Raw genomic sequence first — 18,642 nt, 5'->3', positions numbered from 1 at the left:
AATTAGATAACTAGAAAAATGACGTTTTTTCCACAATATAATTATTATAAACTACGAAATTTTCGCTTGATTACTATTTTCATATTTTCCATATAAGAAATAATAAAGGATAATTGATACTAAAATAACAAATACCATCGCAAAGAAAATGGCACTGTACCCCGAAGTCGGAACGAAGAATCCTAAGAAATAAGGACCAACCCCTAAACCTAAATCATATAAAATAAAATATGTCGATGTCGCAAGTCCTAAACGCTCATTTGGTGTAACTTTAATCGCTATTGCTTGTGCTACTGAATTGAAATTGCCATAACCAATCCCTATGCAAGCTGCGGCTAGTAAAAATACAACACTACTACTCGCCGAACTAAAAGCATACATTCCTAGTGCGAAAATAACTAGACATGGATAGATAACAATGTTTGCACCTCTAGTGTCTAGTAATTTTCCTGTAAAAGGACGTGTTGCTAAAATAACAATGGCATATATAATAAAGAAATAACTTCCTGCTGTTACCAAATCAAGCTCTTTCGCGTAAAACGTCATAAATGACATAACCCCTGAATAGGCAAAGCCAATAACGAGTGCCACAAAAGCAATTGGCACAGCACGCATTTCAATAAAATTAGTGAGCTTAAAGCCTGTTTTCTCCGCCATCTCTTTTGCCTTCTTCGGTGCATCTGGAACGGTTACGATAAAATACAACAAGAAGCATACAATAGCTAATACGGAATCGACAGCAAAAATCATCCGATAATCTTCAAAAAGCTGCGTTAGAAGAATACCTACAAACGGTCCGATAGCCGTAGCTAAAATAGCACTCAAGCTGTAATAACCGATACCTTCTCCTCGGCGATCAGACGGTAAAATCTGTGCAATAATTGTCCCTGTAGCCGTACTAGCCATGCCAAGTGCAATTCCCTGTACTAAACGATTGACCATTAGAAGCGGTAAATTCGTCGCGATAAAATAAGACATCGTTGATAACATAAACAATAATAATCCAAAAAATAATGTTTTTTTGCTACCCCAATCCCCAATAATACGACCTGTCCCTAGACGGCCAAATAAAGTTCCAATAATAAAAATACTCGATACAAGCCCTGCCGTACTAGTCGAAGCTCCAAAATGCTCAACCGCATAGCCTGCAATCGTTACCATCAATAAAAAAAATATTAATGTAATGGTAAAATTAATAAGTGAGACGATTAAAAAGTCCTTCGTCCAAAGTTTATGTCTAGTTGCTTCCACTTTTTTCTCTCCTACCGATTAATGTTTGCACAAATGTTCGCTAACACTTGTGTCGCAATTTCAATATCCCGCTCGGATACTCCCGCGAGTGCCTGTTCCATAGTTGGTTTTAAATGCGCTTGAATTTCTAGCACAATCTCTTCACCATTAGCCGTCAATTGTACAAGCTTTTCGCGCTTATCCCTACCCGCTACCGTCTCCACGTAGCCAAGCTCCACAAGCTTTTGCACAAGCCTCGTCACACTCGGCTTTTCAATAAACATAAAATTCGCAATGTCCACAAATGTATGTGGCCCTTTATCCGTCAATAACCGAAGAAGAGCCCATTGAGAGCTATACAGCTGATATTTCCCTAACTGCTCATTTATAAGATTGATAAACGGTCTATACATTAAGCGGTACTGATTAAAAAATTCTTGTTCGATCGTCAACATTACCACTCCTTTTTAGTTAGTTAGCCTAACTAACTATATGCTTTTAGTTTTTATTTGTCTAGTAGGGATTAGCGGGGAAATTTTCGGGGCTTTGAGCGGGGTTTTCGTTGAGCTGGTAGTTCTATCCGACTTTTCGAGAATTCTATCCGTCTGTGCCTTAGTTCCTTCCGTCGTTAAGGCATAGCTTTCCGTCACTGCAAATTCTATCCGTAGCCTTGTGATTGCTTTCCGTCGCTGTCCTAGTTCTTTCCGTCGCTCTGAGACTTCTATCCGTCGTTGGGGCATAGCTTTCCGTCACCGTTAGTTCTATCCGTCACCTTCGAATTTCTATCCGTCGATGCCTTGTTTCTTTCCGTCGCTTCGAGACATCTTTCCGTCGGTGGTCCATGGCTTTCCGTCGCCGTTAGTTCTATCCATCTGTCTCTTAGTTCTTTCTGTCGCCCTTAGACATCTATTCTTCACATCCTTTCTAGCAAAAATTCAGACCGCTTGATTTTTTGCTCTTTATTTAACAATTAAATACTTTCTATTTCTTTTTGTTCCCTCAGCTTTCAACGGTAACTTTTGTAGTAATTTATAAGCAGTATTCGGTGAATCTATTGCAAAAAACTCACAAAAGCTTTTATTTGTTAACGTTTCGCCTACTAACAATCGATAATCTTCAAGTGTCCTAAAAATAGCCTCGTTATTAATTTCTCCACAGCGTTGACAATACCAATTTGGATAACGATAGTTCATAGGCTGTCCATTTACACACCTTTCACATAGCACACCTTTTACTATATCCCGCACAGGCAATACTATTTCTCGTTTGATTGGCCTATGCTTGGACAATAATTTTGAAGCAAATTGAAAAAGTTTTTCCTCCTCCACTACTGTCTCTTTATGCTGTTGAAGCCATTCTCGGACGTGATACCGTAAACCTTGTACATGAAAAATTGGTTGTCCCCTTAAACTCTTCGATAAAATAGCATTTTTCGTTGCTAAAACGACAGCATAATGAACTGGAATCTCAATCCTTGACTGCTGTAACATACCCATTATCCACTCCATATGTCGTCTACTTTGATGGATTGGATTCGTCATTCCCTCGACATCGCCTTCTACTGTAGTTCGCGTAAATTGATTAAAAGATTCCTCGAAATCTAGAAAGCCTGTTACATTTTTAATTTCGAGTATCAATATAAAATGAGGACATAGTAAAACGGTGTCTATTTGATGAGTAGTACCAAAGTGATTAAGTATTTGTAGATCATGAAGAAAATAATGCGGTTGAGGTAAAATGATTTCAAGCCATTCGGCATCTACTCTTTGCTCCCCAGCAAAGCCTGCGTGTATACGCCTCAACCACTCAAAATAATTCTTGTATTCAGTATGTGTACTAGGTAATCTACGTATCAAAGCCTCTAAAATTTTGTGTTGCTCCGATTCCTGACGTTCTAATAAAATCATTGTTTTTTTCACCTCCTATCCCTATAAAAAAAGAACCTCATAAAAAGAGGTTCCAAAAAACTTGAAATACACGGAGTGCAAATTAAATTTTTAACCTAGTTTTTTAGACAGAAAGAACGGAAAAATTCCAACGTTTCAGCTCTTGTTAGTATTTTTTTGCTCGCTTTCCGTCGTTGTAGGAGTTCTTTCCGTCGGTGAGCCTTTGCTTTCCGTCGCTACAAATTCTATCCGTCGCCTTGATATTGCTTTCCGTCGTTGTCCTAGTTCTTTCCGTCGCTCTGAGACTTCTATCCGTCGATGAGCCTTTGCTTTCCGTCGCTACAAATTCTATCCGTCACCTTGAGATTACTTTCCGTCGTTGTCCTAGTTCTTTCCGTCGCTCTGAGACTTCTATCCGTCGATGAGCCTTCGCTTTCCGTCGCTACAAATTCTATCCGTCACCTTGAGATTGCTTTCCGTCGTTGTCCTAGTTCTTTCCGTCGCTCTGAGACTTCTATCCGTCGATGAGCCTTTGCTTTCCGTCGCTACAAATTTCATATGTCGCTCCAGACTTCTTTCAACTAAAAGGCCCCCACTGTATCAAACGGAATTTGTTCACCATTTTTATATAAATCAATATATTCATAATTAGCATCTATCGTAAGTTTAAAAATATGCTGTGTAATACCTTCGTCGTTTTGATTTTCAACTTCATCAATGTTTATTACAATCGTATCGTCCTTACTCTTCACGCTGACCGTAACAGTTCCCTTTGTATTAATCACAATATAAGAGCGTTTTTCACCATCATTAATCATTTGTACATAATCTTCCATTCCGAGGACATTTAATATTTCTTGAAGGTCCCTTGATACAGATTTTACTTCAGTAATTGCTAATGTTGAATTACATGCTGACAATGAAATTATCGAACACAAAAAGACAATTACTATTTTCCTCATGTACCATCACTCCCCCCATTCATTTTAGTGCTTCTTATTCAACAAATATTCCCAAAAAGCCTTTCAACAAAAAAACAACCGAACAGCCAAAGCCATTCAGTCGTTTTTTCGTAGTAAATATAAAAAATATGGGGCGCCGATGCAGGCTACAACAATACCTGCTGGCACGGTCGCACTCGAAATAGCTACGCGCCCAATTGTATCTGCAAGCATTAGTAAGCTGGCACCGATTAATAATGTGAGTGGTAAAAAGAACTGGTAGCGCGGTCCGATGAGCTGCTTTGCAATATGTGGAGCCATCAGACCGATAAAGGCAATGCCTCCTGTGATCGATACAGCTGCCGCAGCTAATGCGACAGAGACTACTAATAATTGCAAACGCTCTCGTTCGATGTTTAAGCCTAAGCCAACAGCAGTTGGTTCGGTCATTGCAAGCACATTTAACACATTTGCTTTATACAAAATAAATGGAATGCCTAGCACAAGCCAAGGCAATAAAGCCCAGAAAAATGGCCAGTCTGTTCCCCAAACATTACCCGCAAGCCATTGTGCGATAAATTGCACATCACTACGCTCAGCAGAGGAAATTAATATCATCATTACACCTGCTAAGGCAGATGCTACACCTACTCCGACTAAAATGAGTTGGATCGGCTGCACACCCACATTGCGCTTATATGAGAAAAAGTAAATGAGGAGTGCCGTTAATAAAGCGCTGGCAAATCCTATAAGTGGTAACACATACGCAAAATGAGGTAAATCACCATCAACAAGGAGATAAAATAGCGTAATTCCTACACCTGCTCCAGCATTTATCCCAATAATACCAGGGTCCGCTAAATCATTACGTGTTACCCCTTGCAAAACAGCACCCGCTAATGCTAACGCCATCCCTGCTGCTGCTAGCACAAATAATCTTGGTAAGCGAACAGAAAACAGTACGAATGATTCTTTGAAGCTGCCGTCACCAAGTAAAATCGGTATTATGCGATCAATCGAAACGGAAGCTGCTCCCATTGAAATACCCATTACAAAAATAGCTATTGTTAATAGCGTCCAAACCATGAGCCATTTACGTTGTTTTTTTCGACCAATTTTAAACAATTTGACGCCCTCCCTTCCGAACAAGAAGTAAGAAGAACGGAAGGCCGATAATTGAAATTATTGCAATTACCGGTGTTTCATATGGGGCATTAATCATTCTACCTGCAAAATCTGCAGTCACCATTAAGCATCCACCGATAATAGCACTCATTGGTAAGACAAATCGATAGTCTGTTCCAACAATTGCTCGGACAATATGTGGTACCATTAACCCAACAAATGCTAAATTGCCTACTAGCGCAACTGCGGAGCCTGCAAGAATAACAACGACAAACATCATAATTCCTTTAATGGCTGTTGTTTTTTGTCCTAATCCGACAGCTACTTCTTCATTTAAACTTAAAATGGTTAGTTGACGACTAAACACAAAAGCTACCGCTAATCCTATTACAATAACAGGAACAATTATTAAAGCTTGCCATGTAGTGCCAATTAAACCACCACTCGTCCACATCGAAACATCTTTTGAAATTTTAAATAATATGCCCGTTCCATCTGCTATTGCTTGTAATAGAGCGGATACGGCTGCCCCAGCTAAGACTAACTTTAATGGAGAAAAGCCATTCTTCGTTGAAGCGCCAATACCATACACAACAATCATCCCTACACCCGCACCTATGAAACATGCAAAAATAAACATATAGTACGAAGTATTTGGAATAAACGCCATCGTCAATGCCAGTGCCGCATTCGCACCTGCTGTGAGACCAAGGAGACCTGGATCTGCTAATGGATTTCTAGTAACCCCTTGCATAATCGCCCCAGCAACTGCAAGTGCACTACCTACAAAAATAGCAGCAATAATACGAGGAAACCGAATTTCACGTAATACAGAGTAGTGCTTGCCACCGTCTTGTCCGACAATCGCTTGATAAACATCTTGAATACTCGTATTAGCCGCGCCTATACAAAGCGAGATCGTAACTGTTACTGCTAATAAGATCAGTGCAAGCAATGCTTGAAGCCAAAACGGGAAATTTCGAAACTTTGTCATTTGCCTTCGCTACTCTCTACTGAAATTATTGTAAAAATTTCTTTTCAAAGAAATCTAATTGATATTCTAAAGTTTTAGGATCATTAAAGTAAAATTCATTGCCACTCACTTCAAATAAATGACCATTCTTCACCGCTTCCAAATCTTTAAACCACGGAGCATTTTTAATGGCGCTATCCTCACCTTTAAACGTACTAAAGATCACATAGTCACCTGCATATTCATTTAATACTTCTGTAGAAATTGCAAAATAACCTGGTTTTAGAGCATCTTGTTTTACTTTTCCAGGCATTTTCAAGCCCATTTCTTGATATAAAATTTCTGTTCCTCGACCCCAGTTATCTCCATACACATACATTTGTTTATTAAACATTTCTGCGACAGTAACTGTTGCATCTTCGCCGATTTTTTCTTTAATTTTTGTACCCGTCTCTGCAGAACGTTCTTTAAAATCTTTTACCCAATCAGTTGCTTCTTTTTCTTTGTTCACAAGTTTACCAATTTCGATGAATTGCTGTAAATAATCCACTTTACCATAAGTGAACAACACAGTTGGTGCGATTTCACCGAGTTTATCTGCATTTTCAATACCATTTAAACCAATAATTAAATCTGGCTCAAGCTCGATAATTTTTTCGATATCCGTATTCTCAACAACTACTGCATCTTTAATATCATCTTGGAAGTTTGGATTATCTGCAGCCCATGAATCAATACCGACAACATTAACGTCAAGCTGTAGTAAATGCCCAACAAATGAAGATAATACAACTACACGTTTAGGGTTTGCTGGTACTTCAACAGGGCCAGCTTCTGATTGATACGTAATCGTTTCTGCAGATGCCTTATCTTTAGAGCCCTTATCCGTCTTCTCTTCTTTATTGCCGCACGCTGCAAGCACTAGTACGACCATCATAAACATTGGTAATAACCACTTTTTCATAAATCTATCTCCTTTTAAACTGTTTGTAATAAGTTATATGTAATGCACATTGGCTTATCAGTACGTGGATCCTTACCAATGACTGCATCAATATTAAACACTTTTTCTAATACTTCAGGTACTATAACTTCCTCTGCAGTACCAAACTTCACAAGCTCTCCTTTTGATAGCGCAACAATATAATCTGAAAAACGTGCTGCCTGATTTAAATCATGTAACACCATGACAATTGTGCGCCCTTCTTCTTCGTTAAGCTTGTTAAGTAATTCTAAAACTTCTAACTGATGGGCCATATCTAAATAAGTTGTTGGCTCATCTAAAAAAATAATATCGGTCTCTTGAGCTAATGCCATTGCGATCCACACCCGTTGACGCTGTCCACCTGATAAGGCATCAACTGTGTTCAGACGAAAGTCATCCGTTTTAGTTACCTTTAAGGCCCAGTCAATCATTTCTTTATCTTTTTGAGATAAATTACCGAAGCCCTTTTGATATGGAAATCGACCGTAGGATACAAGCTCTTCCACTGTTAAACCATGTGCACTTTCCGGACTTTGTGGCAGTATGGCCAGCTCTTTTGCTAATTCTTTTGTATTCATCTCGGAAATATTTTGACCATCTAGTATGACTTGTCCACTCTTATGCTTCAATATCCTTGTAATAGCCTTTAAAAGTGTAGATTTACCACACCCATTGGAACCAATGATAGTCGTTATTTTACCGTCTGGAATTTGTAACGATAAATCATGCACAATCGTTTTGTCCTCGTAGCCGATACGAATCGATTCAACTTGTAAACGCACGACGTAACCTCTCTTTCCTTTTTGTTCTTTCCATGCTATGATAGCGATTAGTCGACAATGATAATCATTATCACTAGAATTAGTCTAGTTTTCTTATGTAGTTTTGTCAAATATTTTTTTATTATTTTCTAGGATGTGGTGATATAAATGCAACATTTATACGATGTAACAATTATTGGTGGTGGTCCTGCAGGCCTATACAGTGCCTTTTATAGTGGTTTACGAGGACTGAAAACGAAATTAATTGAGAGTCAACAACAGCTTGGTGGTAAAGTTTTACTTTATCCTGAAAAGCTAATTTGGGATATCGGTGGTCATCCCCCTGTATTAGGAGAACAATTTGTGAAACAGTTAATTGCACAGGCAAAAACGTTTCATCCTACCATATTAACAGGTACAAAAATCGATTTTATCGAGCGCCAAGATGATATTTTTGTTCTTCATACTGCGCAAGGAGATAAACATTATTCTAAAACCGTTCTTTTAGCCGTTGGTGGTGGTATTATTAATCCTCAAAAGCTTTCACTAGAAGGTGCAGAAAAATATGAAATGACTAATTTACACTATACCGTGCAGTCATATCAACGGTTTGTGGACAAGGAGATCATTATTTCGGGAGGCGGAAATGCTGCGATCGACTGGGCAGTTGAACTAAGTCCTATCGCCAAAAACGTAACTGTTGTTTATCGTAAATATAAGTTATCCGCTCATGAGGCAACAATTCAAGAGGCTTTAGATGCTGGCGTAAAGATTGAATGTAATACGACTATTACAAAATTAACTGCCGATGCCGATAAAACAGCCATCCAATTAGTGACATGTGAAAATACACAAACAAAACAAAGCTATACGCGTCAAATCGATGAAGTCATCGTTAGTCATGGCTATAACCGTGAAGCATCATTAGAATTGGAGCAAGCAATCACCATTCCTAAAAAAGATGATTACTATTTTGAAGGGAAAGCAACGGGAGAAACCGCACAGCCTGGAATTTTTGCTGCAGGTGATATATTAGCGTTTGAAGGAAAAATCAACCTCCTTCTAGGGACTTTCCAGGATGCAGCCAATGCCGTGAACTCTATCAAAACGTATTTAGAGCCCACTGCCTATCGTCAAGGGGTCGTGTCATCACATAATGAAGTATTTAAAGAGAAAAATCGCTCTATTATCGAAAAACAACTTTCAACAAAATAAGCAATAAATGAAATAATCAATAACCCCTCTTAAGAATTTACTCTCTTAAGAGGGGTTTTAATATGTTCGACTTAAAAAATCATTTTACAATCTATCTTAAGAAATTAATAAAAGCCCCCATTTGTCTTAACATATTAACTCCATATGTTATTGTTCCCGCATGGCCCATAATTGTATTTAAATGCTGTGGTAATCTTCCAAATCTAGAAGTTTGGGGTTGCTGGTAAGGATCAAAAAAGGGTTGCCCTTGTCTACCTTGCATAGGAGGGCCAAAACCTTGTCTATAGCTTGGTGGAAATGCTCTCATTCTAGAATTAGGCGGATAAAATGGCATCAATACACCCCCTATCATATATCTTTTAACTAGTATACGTATGTATTTTTTTATTGTTTAGACTATCGGAGAAGTTGCTCAAAAATAATATACATTTTGAAGTCCATTTATTATTGAAGGTTCTTTATTACAACTTTGGCTCTTGCCGGAACCATACTTTTTTAAATTTCATATTATACAAAAATACGAATAAAGAAGGGATTCCGATTCAAAATTCGAAATATCTAGAATTTCTGTCCAAATTTGGTGTTGGCGGTGCGCATCCTGGTGGTCTTAATTTAACAAAGGAACTATTCAAGGCTGAGAATATTGGTGAAAATCCTTATATTTTAGATGTAGGCTGTGGTACAGGCCAAACCGCTGCCTATTTGGCAGAGACGTATGAAGCAAAAGTAACAGGCATCGATATTAATTCTGTCATGGTCGCAAAAGCTAAAAAGAGAATGAAAAAAAATCGCTTACCCGTAAAAATAATGCAATGCTCAATTGAACAAGTACCTTTACCCGATCATACATTTGATTTTATTATTTCTGAATCTGTGCTTTCTTTTGTCAATAAACCTAATGCACTTAAAGAAATCTTTCGTTTATTAAAGAATGGCGGTCGGTTTATTGCTATTGAATTTACTATTCATCAACCGCTTGAAGAGAAAATTGAAAAAGAAATCCAAGAGTTTTATGGATTTGATTCGTGTTCAATGAAAAAGAATTGGGTAGATTTATTTAACCAGGCTGGTTTTAAACATATTCGTATACAAAAAAACAAATCGATTTTCTCAATACCTGAGCTTAATCACTCAGAGGATATTGAACCTGAACTTTATGAAGTAATGGATAAACATTTTGAAATGATCTTAAAGTATGAAGGGCTATTAGATTATAGAATTTATTCATGTACTAAATAGTAGTATTTCACGTTATTCAAAAAGAAAGCATTAATCGCAACTGCTATATATATGAAAAGAGTAGGAAACTCGTATTCAAAGACAAGTCTCCTACTCCGATATTAAATCCTTTGTATTATCCACTGAAATCAATCCTTCATTCTTCTCCCCTTCCCTTAGTCATTCATTTCCATGTTCTGATTTTTATGAAGCATAGCTGCATGAATGCCCTCGATAAAGGTATTGATTAGGATTGAAAAGCTTTTATTGATATCTAATGGCATCCCGAATCCCCCCATTTGTTCGATTGAAGAGAATCCATGTAGAAAACTTCGTAATCCTCTGACCATATGAACCGCAGTTTCTTCTTGCAAATGATAGGCATCTAGCACTTGAAGTACTAGTTGTACAACAGACTCTTGGGCTTGCTGTAATTCTTGATCATTCGCATCTGGAAAACGAGTACTAGCATCATACAACCCCGGATGTTCTCTAACTAGTTGAAGATATGCCTGACTAATTGCACGAATGGCGTCATCACCCGAACGTCCTACTGCAGCTCGTAGCATATATTCATGTAGTTTTTTTACGCCTTGAATGGCTAATCTCTGTTTCAATTCATTTAAGCCATCAAGATGGTTATATAAGGACGGTGGCCGTACTTCCAATTTTTCAGCTAATAATCCAATTGAAAGTTGGTCCAATCCTTGCTCATCAGCTATCTCTGTTGCCTTTTGTAAAATAATTGATAAATCTAACTTCATACGACGAGACATTTTTTTCACTTCCTATTTAGATGATAAAAAAGCTTTTTCTGCTTCAGCAATGGCTATGTTCAAACGTTCTTGCGGTTGCTTTAACATCTTCCCATGCCCTACAGCAAGTAAACTCGGATTCAGATCACTTAATTTTTTTGCACTTTTTAGAGCTGTCTCTTTATCCCATGTAGCAAAAGCAGGAAACGGAAACAACGGATTCAGCATTCCCGATACTATTAGCTTTCCTCTAGTGACAAGGGCATCACCCGCTATTAAACTTCTATTACGCGTGTCGAAAAGAGAAATGGAGCCAGGTGTATGCCCTGGAGTTGCAATCACTTCTAATGAACCAACACGATCACCTTCTTCAAGTAATACATCCGGTTTAGTTTTAATATTTTTTGGAAGGCCTCCCCGAATAGGGGTGTTTTTTTCATTTGGTAGCAAGGTACTATTTCCTCCCAATAGAAGCCCATCTCTAGAAGAAATGTACACTTTACTATGTGGTAATAATTCTTTTAATGTATCTAGCGCTCCAATATGATCATTATGTGCGTGGGTAATGATTATTCTCGTAATCGGTTTTCCGATATTTTCAGCAGCTTTTATTATACTTTTCGCACTATATGGTAATGCTGCATCGATCAGTGTAAGCTCATTTTCTTCTTCTACGAAATAACAATTAACAGGAAAAATCCTCGGCATAAAGGACAATTGATACACTGTGCCACTATTTTCAACTTTCATTTTACATCAAATCCCCTCTGTAAACTAATCATATTTCAATTTTAACTAATCATATTAGTTTTCGCAATATTTATTTTATAAATAAAATTCTTATTTCATTTACGCAAATTGCCATATAAATCCCATTCTTTTTTCGTAACAATAAACTACGATTTAATAGTGTCCCCCTTCTGAGATGGCCTTTCTTTACTTTTGATACATCTAAAAATGACACCTGTCATAAAGAACCTTTGACTGATGTGAATATGTTTTTTCCTGTCGTTTTCTTATCATTATTGTAAGAAAACAAAGAAAGAGTGATTTCATAATGAAAGTTCAACAAAGATTACCCTTAATCGATATGTTACGAGGCTTTGCTGTATTAGGGACACTTGGCACAAATATTTGGATATTTGCTTATCTTGGTGATATTTCGTATATCACGACGAGCAATTATTCAGGTTGGTGGTCATTGAACGATTTTTTACGAATGGTAGTCCTATTTTTCGTAAACGGTAAACTTCTTGGTTTATTAACAATCATGTTTGGTGTTGGTCTGGAACTAAAAATATCAGCAAGCTTTACGAAAAGGAAATGCTTGGCCCGGAATGTATATTTGGACAATAGTCTTTTTATTTATGGAGGGGCTCATCCACTTCACCTTAGTCATGGAATACGATATTTTAATGAGCTATGCTGTGACAGCCATCATTGTTACTTTTATAGTTAAATTTGGTGATAAAGCGATTAAATGCGCCTTATACGTTTTTGGTAGTTTCCACGCAGTAATGATTTTGCTAATTTTAGTCAGTGCATTGCTTGGTGCCAACACTTCCCTTGCTGGGGCTTAGGTTTAGGTGGGAAATTGAATAGCATTGAAGTTATTGGTATTTGGTTAACCCTTTCCCTCCTCCAACTTTTCATTGCACATATTTGTATCAAGCATTTTCATGTTGGACCTATGGAATGGATTCGGAAACATGCCATTAAAAGTGTCACGCAGAAATAATCGACAAGGGTTGGTGTGAAATATAAAGATTTATCCAAGTGATCAGGCAAAACATTATTTAATTATTGATGTAGTTTCGTTAATTTTTTTATTCACCGTAGTATTAGGATCGAATTCTTCATTACCATTATTGGCTAAAATAATGATCCTTATGTTATTTTTAGTAGCTTTTTATATTGCTTTATGGAATCAAGATTGGCGTTTACTTGTTGCTTCCTTAGTAGGTTTTACTCTTATTATCATACTAGGTATTTATGAAGGATCCGCTATGTTATTTTCTGGATTTATATTTGCTGATTTAATTGGGCGAGCTAAAAAGAAATGGCATATTGCTATAGGAATGTTTGCCATTGCCCTTATGTTTTTAATAGTTATTTGGTTTGAATCAGGAGCATCTTTCAAATTAGAATCCCAAGTATTAATACCCGTTATGATTATTCAGCTACTATTTCCAATGCTAATTTACTACGTAGAAAAGTCAAAAAAATTACAATCAGAATTAACAGAGGTAAATACACAGCTCGTTCAACAAGAAGAAAGACAACGTATTGCAAGGGATCTTCACGATACGATCGGTCATACATTGACAATGATTAAAATTAAAACCGAATTAACTACAAAATTAGTCGATAAAGATACGATGCGTGTGAAAGATGAGCTAAATGATATTTTAGCAACAACACGAACAGCGCTAAAGCAAGTAAGAGAATTAGTATCCGATATGAATTTTATTTCGTTAGAAAGTGAGCTTATTCATTGTAAACAGCATTTACAAACAGCGGATATTTCAATAAATATCAATAATAACTGTCCAAAGCTTCTCCTAGCGAGTGTAGAAGAAACGATGCTCTCCTTATGTCTGCGGGAAGCAACTACAAATATTATTAAACATAGTCAAGCAAAAAAATGCCAAATCGATATCGATACTATAAATGGAATTTTAAAAATAAACATTGTTGACGATGGTGTCGGCTTACATATCCAAGGGCATGGGAATGGACTTTCATCGATGAAAGAAAGAATGAATGCTCTTCTAGGAACTGCTTCCATAGAGAATTTACCGACAGATGGAACAATTGTGACGTTAACACTTCCTATCCAACACTACAGAATGGAGCAAACTACATGATAAGAGTATTACTAGCAGAGGATCAACAAATGTTACGTGGTGCCTTGACTTCCTTGTTATCGTTTGAGCCTGATATAAAAGTGATCGCAGAAGTTTCAGATGGTCAAAAAGCGTGGGAATATATTCAACATGAACTACCAGATGTATGTGTTTTGGACATCGAAATGCCGCATCTTTCTGGGCTTGACCTTGCTGAAAAAATTAAACAGGCAAATTTACCGTGCAAGGTGATGATTGTTACTACCTTCGCACGCCCTGGCTATTTACAAAAAGCGATGGATTGTGGGGTACATGGTTATTTATTAAAAGATGAACCTATAGACTATTTAATTGAAACAATAAGAAAAGTAATGAATGGTGAAAAGGTCGTCAGCAGAGATTTAGCCGCTACATTGTTTATGAAAGAACAGAATCCACTAAATGAACGGGAAATTGCTGTTCTGCAGCTTGTAAAAGAAGGACTCACAACAAATGAGATTAGTAAAAAACTATTTTTAACGAAAGGTACTATTCGAAACTATTTATCCACCTCTATTCAAAAACTACAAGTCGAGTCTAGACAACAAGCTGCTCAAGTCGCTAGTGATAAAGGGTGGCTTTAAATAAAGAAAAGCGATACTGCATTCCTTATCTAACAGGATACAGTATCGCTTTAGCATATTAATTGACTTCTTTTTTATTTTTAGACACGAAATTTATAATTAATTCTACAAGGACGACAGCAATTAAAGAAAGTCCAAATAGTGGCATCAATATTCCTAAAATAATCATGAAAATGATAAAAGGAATAGATACCTTTTGAGTGATTTTAGGTGGTGCCGATAGTATACCTTGTTTCTTTCGTAGTAGCCATGTTCTGAATCCCCAAGCAATAACTACTAAAAATGCTAGACATACTAGTAAATTGATTAATTTATTTGGCCAACCAAACAAATGACCTTCATGTAAAGGAATACCCCAAGTGAACCATTTAGCAAGAATGCCATAGTCCTCGTAGCCAACCTTGTCTATAAATTTTCCGCTATATTGATCAAAATACATTGTCGTTTCATCATCCGGGCTAACATCAAGTCCTGTAACACCTGTATTACTAGATTTAGCAACTGTATAGACACCGTCTTCGCTAGTAGGATAAATAATAGCGTATGGTTTTGAGATATTCATTGCATCAATTTCTTGTTGTAGCTTTTCCACACTAAGTTGGTTAGGGTTAGCAACAAAGCCTGTATTTCCTCCCCCGTGATGGGCTGCATGTGCCGAGTCTGACGTTGGAGGAGTTTCTTGACGAGTAGCCCAAGGAATCTCACTTACATCAGATGTAGGTGGCTGCTGTTGCAATAATGGTGTGCCGAAAGAAGGATAATCTTGTGAAGCTTGGTAAATGTATTTCCCCATAAACGCAGACCATGGTAAGCCTGTGAAAATAATAACGAGCATTGGAATCGTAATAATTGTCCCAACAAGGGCATGGAATTTTCTACTCTTTTGACGTTTGTTTGTCTGCTTTGTTCTCTTTAGTAATTTTCCTTTAAACGTCATGTAAATGCCTGAAAGCATTAAAAAGATAGCCCAGCACGCAGCTAATTCAACTAAATAATTGACAAACGTTCCCCCAATAAATAAGGAACTATGGATATTTCTAATAATATTCCCAAATGTGTAGCCAGCATCTTGACCACCAATAATTTGGTTATGATCATCTAAAAACACATATTTTTCTTTGCCATCTGCATTTTTCATCGATAAACGTGTATTGTATGGCTCTTCTAACTCAATAATTTTATTTGTTTTGTAGCCAGCATATGATTCTTCTGCAAGTTTAACAGCATCATCAATAGATTGTACCTCGGTTTTTCCACTTTCACCAAAAAAGTATTTATCATATAATTGATTTTCTACATCTGTATAAAATAAATAGCCTATACCACTTAATGTTAGCGAAATAAGCAGTGGCGTAATAAATAATGCGGCATAAAAGTGCGTTCGCCAAAAGCTCTGATAAAATGTGTTTTTCATGTTGTATTCTCCAATCTATAAATAATCAATTTTGCCTTGGCGTAATTGCGGTCCGGATTTTGATTTGTGCATGCACAAATCAAAATCCGTGACATCCGCCGGAGGCATTATCTTTATTCAGTGGATGCTTGGGCATCCACTGAATGAAGATAAGCACAAAATTATTATATAGATAAAAAGTGAAATATGAATGAAGTACTAGGGGTTATTTTATGACAATTATATGTATTCCTATTAATTTAATCAGTTTATAAGAAATAAAAAGTAGCCAAACGCAATCATTTCATGTTTGGCTACCTCTACTTTTCTTTAAGGTCAACTAAGCTTATAAGACTTGTAATAACGGCATTACCATCAATAACACCTCGTGCAAGTAAACTGATAACTTCAGCGAATATATTAACGTAGTTTCACTTTATCCCATTAGTTCTTTCATTACATTTTTATATGCTGTTAAAATATCATTTTTATGAATAGTATCCTGCCCTACATACTGTTCAACTAGCTCCCCTAATGTTTGAGAAGTACTTGTATACTGCGTTTCCATGATTTCAAATTTTAACAGACTTTCATAATACTCGATAACTTGTAGATTCATGTGTAACACTCCTTCATTTTTAGCATAAAAAAAACATCTTTCCCTCTACAGAAAGATGTCTACTATGACAAATACACGACATAATACGGTGATTGCCATGGCGAAAAAGACTTTCTAATAATAGAAGCTTCCTTTTCAGCAATCATCGTCCGTACTATGAGCATGCAGGAGAAGTTCTCTAGTCACACTCAACACCCCCTATCCTCGTAGGTTTTTTGGTTGTACTAGATAAAGGCAGGTCTCCTGGCTTATGTTCATCACACCTTTCACCTTCCCATTACAAGTCGTAACAGTGGACTCTTGAAACGTGCTCCCATTTACAGTTGCGGGACAGCGTCGGATTTGCACCGATCTTCCCTTTTAAACAAATCAAAATATGATTTGTACCTCTATCTTATTATTCCGTTTTTATTATTATACCATAGTGGTTTGTGTACATTGTCACCTATATATCTGTGTAGACAACACTAATTTATCGGAAACAGTGGGCATACCTACACTACGCTCACATCTAAAATGAACTTACCCAACACCCTTCGACATTCAAGAGCACCATCTTTAAGAAATAAGGGGTCAGTCTCACTCACAAGATAGCTTACAGACGTGGTATCGGATAGCTTGCAAGACCTTAAATAAAAAACGAGATAAACACATAGTTCACCTCGCTCCTTTACTACTTTTATTTTTCTGTTTGGTTTTGTTTCTTTTTCAAATACTCCGCACGTATTTTTTCAAGTTGCTGCTTTTTATCAAATTTGGCAGGCTTGTTTTTTTCATGATACTTTGTCACAGCTACCTTACCTTTGGTATCCAATTGATATTTCCCCACTTTGTTCACCTACTTTTCTTGTCTTTAAAGAGAAACCATTCAACTTTGTACCTCTATCTTATTATTCCGTTTTTATTATTATACCATAGCGTCATGTGTTATTAAGTCCTTCTATCTTTTATCCAATGTGTATCCCCAATTGCCAAAACACACTTGTAAATTGTGGAAAAAGGGATTGAAAAATTCACATTAAAGGCTGTTGCTGAGCAAGCCGGAGTGACACAAGGAACTATTTATTATCATTTCAAATCAAAAGAGCAAATAATTCTAGCAATTGTCCAAGATATCTGTGAAAATTCTTGGAATGAGATTTTGACGATTGATCAACAAATGATTCAATCTGCACTTTTCTCTGCAAAAAGTCGGTATGAAGATGATGCCTTTTATCATAAATTATTTTTCACCTTAATCGTCTTTGGCTTTACAAACCCAGCTATTAGACAGCAAATCGGACAAATTTTAGCGACTGAAAATGAACATTTATGTAACGCTTTAAAAAAATTATGGGGTACATCACCAATTGATGGTGTCACAGCGGAAACGTGGAGCATTTTTCTCAATGCCCTTATTGACGGTTTAGCTATACAAGTGATGATGAGGGTCGATTTCGATGTAGAGGCATTCTATCAACAGTTAGAAAAAATCCTAGAGACACTTTATCGTCTAGGGAAATAATTTGAGGAGGAACCACAATGCCATTCTTTTTATGTTGGGGGTTTGCAATTTGGCTTGTAGCAAGTGCTATATTCCGATTAATGGGGAATTACTTTTTTATCCTTGAAAAACCTTTATTCATGATAGCCTCTTTCATTATAGCTATTCCACTCATTTTGATAGCGACTATACCTATTTATTCTTTGAAAAAGATAAAGGGTACTGAGCGATTACTGGCTGCTATTTGTATCGTATTACCTGGAATGCTCATTGATGCAGTCGTATTATTAGTTTTCGATAATATTTTTCAGAATTTATCAGCCGATGTAGATCGTTATTTCGCCTCATGGCTTCTATGGGCCTATTCCTTAATACTTATTACAGGTGTTACAAAGGCTTCATTCGTGAGGAAGAATACTATTCATTCGTGAAAATCAATTAACCCTATGCATAATTGCGTCCGGAATCGACTTTGTGCTTTGGGCCTGCAGATGTTTTTGTCTGTGCGAAAGCGCAGTGCTAACGTAGCGGCAGCAACATGTTTTTCTGTGCGAAAGCGCAGTGCTAACGTAGCGGCAGCAACATGTTT

General features: G+C 37.0%; 21 protein-coding genes, 1 pseudogene and 1 riboswitch. Of the genes and pseudogenes, 8 read left to right on the top strand and 14 right to left on the bottom strand.

The window, feature by feature from the left end; translation table 11 throughout:
• Positions 1-51: 51 nt before the first annotated feature.
• From ABE34_RS17575 to ABE34_RS17540, 8 genes are all read right to left on the bottom strand, one after another.
• A complete protein-coding gene (locus ABE34_RS17575; protein WP_197143753.1) occupies positions 52-1,251 on the bottom strand; it encodes an MFS transporter in 1,200 nt (399 codons plus the stop codon).
• Positions 1,252-1,262: 11 nt separating this feature from the next.
• Entirely contained in the window at positions 1,263-1,685 is a 423-nt protein-coding gene (locus ABE34_RS17570; protein WP_241747239.1) for a MarR family winged helix-turn-helix transcriptional regulator, read from the bottom strand.
• 504 nt (positions 1,686-2,189) lie between these two features.
• A complete protein-coding gene (locus tag ABE34_RS17565) occupies positions 2,190-3,137 on the bottom strand; it encodes a nuclease-related domain-containing protein (protein WP_197143752.1) in 948 nt (315 codons plus the stop codon).
• Positions 3,138-3,697: 560 nt separating this feature from the next.
• Positions 3,698-4,078 (bottom strand): hypothetical protein, encoded by a 381-nt coding sequence (locus ABE34_RS17560; protein ID WP_197143751.1) that lies wholly within the window; start codon positions 4,076-4,078, stop codon positions 3,698-3,700.
• 96 nt (positions 4,079-4,174) lie between these two features.
• On the bottom strand, positions 4,175-5,182 hold the full coding sequence (locus ABE34_RS17555) for a FecCD family ABC transporter permease (protein ID WP_241747240.1): 1,008 nt from the start codon (positions 5,180-5,182) through the stop codon (positions 4,175-4,177).
• A complete protein-coding gene (locus ABE34_RS17550; protein WP_197143750.1) occupies positions 5,175-6,176 on the bottom strand; it encodes a FecCD family ABC transporter permease in 1,002 nt (333 codons plus the stop codon). The genes ABE34_RS17555 and ABE34_RS17550 overlap by 8 nt, the downstream gene beginning before the upstream one ends.
• A 25-nt stretch (positions 6,177-6,201) precedes the next feature.
• A complete protein-coding gene (locus ABE34_RS17545) occupies positions 6,202-7,119 on the bottom strand; it encodes an iron-hydroxamate ABC transporter substrate-binding protein (RefSeq protein ID WP_197143749.1) in 918 nt (305 codons plus the stop codon).
• A 14-nt stretch (positions 7,120-7,133) separates the two neighbouring features.
• Positions 7,134-7,922 carry an ABC transporter ATP-binding protein gene (locus tag ABE34_RS17540; protein WP_079560181.1) on the bottom strand — a complete coding sequence of 263 codons (789 nt, stop codon included), beginning with the start codon at positions 7,920-7,922 and terminating at the stop codon, positions 7,134-7,136.
• Positions 7,923-8,069: 147 nt separating this feature from the next.
• On the opposite strand from ABE34_RS17540, the gene ABE34_RS17535 reads away from it, so the two are divergent.
• A complete protein-coding gene (locus ABE34_RS17535) occupies positions 8,070-9,116 on the top strand; it encodes an NAD(P)/FAD-dependent oxidoreductase (protein ID WP_197143748.1) in 1,047 nt (348 codons plus the stop codon).
• Between the two features lie 91 nt (positions 9,117-9,207).
• Here the strand turns inward: ABE34_RS17535 and ABE34_RS17530 are convergent, their stop codons facing one another.
• Complete coding sequence (locus tag ABE34_RS17530) at positions 9,208-9,450, bottom strand: hypothetical protein (protein ID WP_197143747.1); 243 nt, start codon at positions 9,448-9,450, stop codon at positions 9,208-9,210.
• A 74-nt stretch (positions 9,451-9,524) separates the two neighbouring features.
• Between ABE34_RS17530 and ABE34_RS17525 the strand changes: the two genes are divergently transcribed.
• A complete protein-coding gene (locus ABE34_RS17525) occupies positions 9,525-10,355 on the top strand; it encodes a class I SAM-dependent methyltransferase (RefSeq protein ID WP_241747241.1) in 831 nt (276 codons plus the stop codon).
• A gap of 155 nt (positions 10,356-10,510) precedes the next feature.
• On the opposite strand, the gene ABE34_RS17520 is transcribed toward ABE34_RS17525, so the two are convergent.
• Both ABE34_RS17520 and ABE34_RS17515 read right to left on the bottom strand, forming a co-directional pair.
• On the bottom strand, positions 10,511-11,110 hold the full coding sequence (locus ABE34_RS17520; RefSeq protein ID WP_197143746.1) for a TetR/AcrR family transcriptional regulator: 600 nt from the start codon (positions 11,108-11,110) through the stop codon (positions 10,511-10,513).
• A gap of 12 nt (positions 11,111-11,122) precedes the next feature.
• Positions 11,123-11,839 (bottom strand): MBL fold metallo-hydrolase, encoded by a 717-nt coding sequence (locus ABE34_RS17515; RefSeq protein WP_197143745.1) that lies wholly within the window; start codon positions 11,837-11,839, stop codon positions 11,123-11,125.
• 307 nt (positions 11,840-12,146) lie between these two features.
• Between ABE34_RS17515 and ABE34_RS17510 the strand changes: the two are divergent.
• The 4 genes and pseudogenes from ABE34_RS17510 to ABE34_RS17500 form a co-directional block, all read left to right on the top strand.
• Positions 12,147-12,663: pseudogene (locus ABE34_RS17510) on the top strand (DUF418 domain-containing protein); the annotation flags it as partial.
• Between the two features lie 20 nt (positions 12,664-12,683).
• Positions 12,684-12,827, top strand: a complete 144-nt coding sequence (locus tag ABE34_RS25225) for a DUF418 domain-containing protein (protein ID WP_241747242.1) — start codon at positions 12,684-12,686, stop codon at positions 12,825-12,827.
• Positions 12,828-12,969: 142 nt separating this feature from the next.
• On the top strand, positions 12,970-13,956 hold the full coding sequence (locus tag ABE34_RS17505; protein ID WP_241747243.1) for a sensor histidine kinase: 987 nt from the start codon (positions 12,970-12,972) through the stop codon (positions 13,954-13,956).
• Entirely contained in the window at positions 13,953-14,558 is a 606-nt protein-coding gene (locus ABE34_RS17500) for a response regulator transcription factor (protein WP_197143744.1), read from the top strand. The genes ABE34_RS17505 and ABE34_RS17500 overlap by 4 nt, the downstream gene beginning before the upstream one ends.
• A gap of 58 nt (positions 14,559-14,616) precedes the next feature.
• Here ABE34_RS17500 and ABE34_RS17495 read toward each other — a convergent pair whose 3' ends face one another.
• From ABE34_RS17495 to ABE34_RS17485, 3 genes are all read right to left on the bottom strand, one after another.
• On the bottom strand, positions 14,617-15,972 hold the full coding sequence (locus ABE34_RS17495; protein WP_197143743.1) for a PepSY-associated TM helix domain-containing protein: 1,356 nt from the start codon (positions 15,970-15,972) through the stop codon (positions 14,617-14,619).
• Positions 15,973-16,387: 415 nt separating this feature from the next.
• Positions 16,388-16,570: a hypothetical protein gene (locus ABE34_RS17490; protein ID WP_197143742.1), complete on the bottom strand. Its 183-nt coding sequence runs from the start codon at positions 16,568-16,570 to the stop codon at positions 16,388-16,390.
• Positions 16,571-16,786: 216 nt separating this feature from the next.
• Positions 16,787-16,976: riboswitch (cobalamin riboswitch) on the bottom strand.
• Between the two features lie 273 nt (positions 16,977-17,249).
• On the bottom strand, positions 17,250-17,399 hold the full coding sequence (locus ABE34_RS17485; protein WP_197143741.1) for a hypothetical protein: 150 nt from the start codon (positions 17,397-17,399) through the stop codon (positions 17,250-17,252).
• Positions 17,400-17,561: 162 nt separating this feature from the next.
• Here ABE34_RS17485 and ABE34_RS17480 point away from each other — a divergent pair, with 162 nt between their 5' ends.
• Together ABE34_RS17480 and ABE34_RS17475 are read left to right on the top strand one after the other, a co-directional pair.
• Positions 17,562-18,074 (top strand): TetR/AcrR family transcriptional regulator, encoded by a 513-nt coding sequence (locus ABE34_RS17480; RefSeq protein WP_241756710.1) that lies wholly within the window; start codon positions 17,562-17,564, stop codon positions 18,072-18,074.
• 17 nt (positions 18,075-18,091) lie between these two features.
• A complete protein-coding gene (locus ABE34_RS17475) occupies positions 18,092-18,484 on the top strand; it encodes a DUF5367 domain-containing protein (protein WP_197143740.1) in 393 nt (130 codons plus the stop codon).
• Positions 18,485-18,642 lie beyond the last annotated feature (158 nt).

This window comes from Lysinibacillus sphaericus, from assembly GCF_015844675.1.
Lineage (GTDB): Bacteria > Bacillota > Bacilli > Bacillales_A > Planococcaceae > Lysinibacillus > Lysinibacillus sphaericus_E.
Note: the sequence above shows the minus strand (reverse complement) of the source record. Positions and strands in the feature narration are given on the sequence as shown.

Excerpts from the sequence above, each read along its gene's own strand:
- ABE34_RS17570 (WP_241747239.1), bottom strand. The coding sequence starts at position 1,685 with ATGTTGACGATCGAACAAGAATTTTTTAATCAGTACCGCTTAATGTAT.
- ABE34_RS17565 (WP_197143752.1), bottom strand. The coding sequence starts at position 3,137 with ATGATTTTATTAGAACGTCAGGAATCGGAGCAACACAAAATTTTAGAG.
- ABE34_RS17560 (WP_197143751.1), bottom strand. The coding sequence starts at position 4,078 with ATGAGGAAAATAGTAATTGTCTTTTTGTGTTCGATAATTTCATTGTCA.
- ABE34_RS17550 (WP_197143750.1), bottom strand. The coding sequence starts at position 6,176 with ATGACAAAGTTTCGAAATTTCCCGTTTTGGCTTCAAGCATTGCTTGCA.
- ABE34_RS17545 (WP_197143749.1), bottom strand. The coding sequence starts at position 7,119 with ATGAAAAAGTGGTTATTACCAATGTTTATGATGGTCGTACTAGTGCTT.
- ABE34_RS17535 (WP_197143748.1), top strand. The coding sequence starts at position 8,070 with ATGCAACATTTATACGATGTAACAATTATTGGTGGTGGTCCTGCAGGC.
- ABE34_RS17530 (WP_197143747.1), bottom strand. The coding sequence starts at position 9,450 with ATGCCATTTTATCCGCCTAATTCTAGAATGAGAGCATTTCCACCAAGC.
- ABE34_RS17520 (WP_197143746.1), bottom strand. The coding sequence starts at position 11,110 with ATGTCTCGTCGTATGAAGTTAGATTTATCAATTATTTTACAAAAGGCA.
- ABE34_RS17515 (WP_197143745.1), bottom strand. The coding sequence starts at position 11,839 with ATGAAAGTTGAAAATAGTGGCACAGTGTATCAATTGTCCTTTATGCCG.
- ABE34_RS17505 (WP_241747243.1), top strand. The coding sequence starts at position 12,970 with ATGATCCTTATGTTATTTTTAGTAGCTTTTTATATTGCTTTATGGAAT.
- ABE34_RS17500 (WP_197143744.1), top strand. The coding sequence starts at position 13,953 with ATGATAAGAGTATTACTAGCAGAGGATCAACAAATGTTACGTGGTGCC.
- ABE34_RS17495 (WP_197143743.1), bottom strand. The coding sequence starts at position 15,972 with ATGAAAAACACATTTTATCAGAGCTTTTGGCGAACGCACTTTTATGCC.
- ABE34_RS17490 (WP_197143742.1), bottom strand. The coding sequence starts at position 16,570 with ATGAATCTACAAGTTATCGAGTATTATGAAAGTCTGTTAAAATTTGAA.
- ABE34_RS17475 (WP_197143740.1), top strand. The coding sequence starts at position 18,092 with ATGCCATTCTTTTTATGTTGGGGGTTTGCAATTTGGCTTGTAGCAAGT.